Here is a 4113-nt window from a genome sequence, read left to right on the forward strand (position 1 = left end):
CCCCCGCTCCCACAGGGGATTGCATTTCAAATCTTAAACTTCTGCCGACTGCTCCAGTGCCACACCTGCGCCCATCAGGCCAGAGTACGGCGCAGTGACCAGCCACACGGGAATGCCCTTGAAGTAATCACTCATGCAGCCTTTGTCGGCAAAGCACCGGGCGAAACCGCTTTCGAGGAAGAAATCGGCAAACCGCGGAACCACTCCGCCGACGATATAGACCCCGCCGCGTCCGCCCACCGTCAGCACGTTGTTGCCGGCCACGCGGCCCAGCCAGCGGCAGAACTGTTCGAGCACTTCCAGGGCGATCGGGTCGCCGGCAAGACCAGCAGCGGTGATCGATTCCGGGGTGTCGAGCACCGGCTCATGGCCGTCCACCGCGCAAATCGCCCGGTACACCCGCGGCAGGCCGCTGCCGCTCAAGGCGGTCTCGGCGCTGACGTGACCGATCTCGTTGTAGATGTGTTGCCAGAGCTGGGTTTCACGCGGGCTGCTCATCGGCAGGTCGACATGCCCGCCTTCCCCCGGCAACGCCGCAAAGCGGCCTTCGCCAAGGTCCAGCAACGTGCCGACACCGAGCCCGGTGCCGGGGCCGATCACCACCGCGGGGCGCATCGGTTCCGGAGTGCCCTCGCACACGACCCGATATTCATCGGGACGCAGACGGGTCATGCCCAGGGCCATCGCCGAGAAGTCGTTGACCAGTAGCAACTTCTCCACCTGCAAAGTCTCGCAGAACGCCAGGTTGCTCAGGCGCCAGTGGTTGTTGGTGAAGCGAAACACATCGCCGCCCACCGGGCCGGCCACCGACAGGCATACCGAACCGATGGCGCCCGGCCCCATGCCCATGCCGCTCAGGTACACCTTGATGGCATCTTCGGGGCAGGCGTAATCCGCCGTCGCCAGCACCTGGATGTTTTCCAGGTTGTGGTTCTTCCACAACGCGAAGCGTGCGTTGGTCCCACCGATGTCACCGACCAAAGCCAGTTTCAATTAAGCGTCTCCAGGGCAGAAGTGAAGGCGCTGGCGCCCTGCTCTGCCGAGCTGAACGCCATGCGCATGAAGCCGAACAGCTCGCGACCGGTGCCGATGTTGTTGCCCAACAGGCCCTTGGCCGGCTCGCGCGCGGCGAATTCCTCGGCGTCCACCTTCAGTTCCAGGGTGCCTTTGACGCCATCGACGCGGATGATATCGCCCTCCTGCACCCGGGCCAACGCACCACCGACATACGCTTCGGGGCTGACGTGGATGGCCGCCGGGATTTTCCCCGACGCCCCGGACATGCGCCCGTCGGTCACCAGCGCCACTTTGAAACCGCGATCCTGCAACGAACCGAGGAACGGCGTCATCTTGTGCAGCTCAGGCATACCGTTGGAGCGCGGCCCCTGGAAGCGCATCACCGCGACGAAATCCTTCTCCAGCAGGCCAGCCTTGAAGGCGTCCGCCAGGTCCTGCTGGTCCTGGAACACCATGGCCGGGGCTTCGACGATCTGGTTTTCCAAAGCCACCGCCGAGACTTTCATTACGCCGCGCCCCAGGTTGCCTTCCATCACCCGCAATCCGCCTTCCAGGGAAAACGCCCGAGCCACCGGGCGCAGGATGTTTTCGTCGAGGCTTTCGATCGGGCCGTCGCGCCACACCAGCTTGCCATCCTCCAGGAACGGCTCCTGGGTGTAGCGGCTCAGGCCGTGACCGAGCACGGTGTTGACGTTTTCGTGGAGCAGGCCGGCTTCCAGCAGTTCGCGGATCAGGAACGACATGCCGCCCGCCGCCTGGAAGTGGTTGATATCGGCCTTGCCGTTCGGGTAGACGTGGCTCAGGGTCGGCACTACCTCGGAGAGGTCGGCCATGTCCTGCCAGGTCAACTGGATACCGGCCGCCATGGCGATGGCCGGCATGTGCAACGTGTGGTTGGTCGAGCCGCCGGTGGCGTGCAGGGCGACGATGGAATTGACCAACGCACGCTCGTCGACAATTTCGCCGATGGGCATGAAGTTGCCGCTCTGCTTGGTCATGCGCGTGACCTGGAACGCCGCTTCGCGGGTCAGGGCGTCACGCAGCGGCGTGTTCGGGTTGACGAACGAGGCGCCCGGCAAGTGCAGGCCCATCACTTCCATCAGCAACTGGTTGGTGTTGGCGGTGCCGTAGAAGGTGCAGGTGCCCGGGCTGTGGTAGGACTTCATCTCCGATTCCAGCAGCTCTTCACGGGTGGCCTTGCCTTCGGCATAGCGCTGGCGCACGTCGGCTTTTTCCTTGTTGGAAATACCCGAGACCATCGGCCCGCCAGGTACAAAGATCGTCGGCAGGTGACCGAAGCGCAGCGCGCCCATCATCAGGCCCGGGACAATTTTGTCGCAGATGCCGAGCATCAGCGCGCCGTCGAACATGTTGTGCGACAGCGCCACCGCCGTGGACATCGCGATCACTTCGCGGCTCGGCAGGCTCAGCTCCATCCCCGCCTCGCCCTGGGTCACGCCGTCGCACATCGCCGGTGTGCCCCCGGCGAACTGGCCGACCGAACCGATCTCGCGCAGGGCTTTCTTGATCTGTTCCGGGAAGGTTTCGTAGGGCTGATGCGCGGACAGCATGTCGTTATAGGACGACACGATGGCGATGTTCGCGGCGTTCATCATCCGCAAGTGGTGCTTGTCTTCCGTGCCGCAACCGGCCACGCCGTGGGCGAAGTTGGCGCATTGCAATTTGCCGCGCATCGGCCCGTCGCTGGCTGCACCGCGGATCAATGCAAGGTAAGCCTGACGCGTGGCGCGGCTGCGGGCGATAAGCCGTTCGGTGACCTCAAGTACGCGGGGATGCATGTGTAGAACTCCAGGCTAACGGGTGTGGCGACCTGATTGTCTATGCTGGTCAAAAGCCCCCGGCGCGTCAGGCGACGGACGGCTTTTGACCAATCGGACCAGTTGATTCAGGTCACTCGTTGTAGATAAAACAAAATATTGCCACTAAAAAGGCTTGTTTTCTATTTTTATGCGAATAATCTTGTAATTCCAACAACAAATCGACGGCGGCGCAGTTAATGACTCTTCGAATCGCAATCAATGGTTTTGGCCGCATCGGCCGCAACGTCCTCCGCGCACTGTATACCCAAGGCTATCGTCGCGACTTGCAGATCGTCGCCATCAACGACCTGGGTGACAGCGCAATCAATGCTCATCTGCTCAAATACGACACCGTCCACGGCACGTTTGATGCCGACGTGCAGCACGATCATGAAAGCCTGACGGTCAATGGCGACCGCATTTCGGTCAGCGCCATTCGCAATCCGGCCGAGCTGCCATGGGCCGCGGAAAAGATCGACGTGGTATTCGAATGCACCGGCCTGTTCACCGACCGGGCCAAGGCCGCCGCGCATATCAGTGCCGGCGCCCGCAAAGTCATCATCTCGGCCCCGGCCAAGGGCGCCGACGCCACCGTGGTGTATGGCGTGAACCACGACATCCTGCGCCAGTCCCACCAGATCATTTCCAACGCCTCGTGCACCACCAACTGCCTGGCCCCGGTGGCCCAGGTGCTGCACCGCGAGCTGGGCATCGAGAGCGGCCTGATGACCACCATCCACGCCTACACCAACGACCAGAACCTGACCGACGTCTATCACACCGACCCGTACCGCGCCCGTTCGGCCACCCAGAACATGATCCCGAGCAAGACCGGCGCTGCCGAAGCGGTCGGCCTGGTGCTGCCGGAACTGGCGGGCAAGCTGACCGGCATGGCCGTGCGCGTGCCGGTGATCAACGTGTCGCTAGTCGACCTTACCGTGCAGCTCAAGCGCGAGGCGTCGGCCGAAGAGGTCAACGAACTGCTGCGCCAGGCCAGCCAGCACTCGAAGATCCTCGGCTACAACACCCTGCCGCTGGTCTCCAGCGACTTCAACCACAACCCGCTGTCGTCGATCTTCGACGCCAACCACACCAAGTCCAGCGGCAAGCTGCTCAAGGTACTGGCCTGGTATGACAACGAGTGGGGCTTCTCCAACCGCATGCTGGATAACTGCCTGGCGTTGTGTAACGCCGAGTGACCGCAGGAGCACTGAGCTTTCTGTGGGAGCGGGCTTGCTCGCGAAAGCGGTGTGTCAGTCAACGTTTCCATCCACTG

At 62.8% G+C, this 4113-nt stretch carries 3 protein-coding genes; 1 reads left to right on the plus strand and 2 read right to left on the minus strand.

Features of this window, described 5'->3' with window-relative positions; genetic code table 11:
- Positions 1–33: 33 nt before the first annotated feature.
- Positions 34–993 (minus strand): glucokinase, encoded by a 960-nt coding sequence (locus RGM2987_RS00415; RefSeq protein WP_245138144.1) that lies wholly within the window; start codon positions 991–993, stop codon positions 34–36.
- Entirely contained in the window at positions 990–2816 is a 1827-nt protein-coding gene (gene edd, locus RGM2987_RS00420) for a phosphogluconate dehydratase (RefSeq protein ID WP_245138145.1), read from the minus strand. The genes RGM2987_RS00415 and edd overlap by 4 nt, the downstream gene beginning before the upstream one ends.
- A 218-nt stretch (positions 2817–3034) precedes the next feature.
- Between edd and gap the strand changes: the two genes are divergently transcribed.
- Complete coding sequence (gene gap, locus RGM2987_RS00425; protein WP_245138146.1) at positions 3035–4036, plus strand: type I glyceraldehyde-3-phosphate dehydrogenase; 1002 nt, start codon at positions 3035–3037, stop codon at positions 4034–4036.
- The last annotated feature ends 77 nt before the right edge of the window (positions 4037–4113 follow it).

It is taken from the genome of Pseudomonas sp. RGM2987, from assembly GCF_022952855.1.
Taxonomy (GTDB): Bacteria; Pseudomonadota; Gammaproteobacteria; order Pseudomonadales; family Pseudomonadaceae; genus Aquipseudomonas.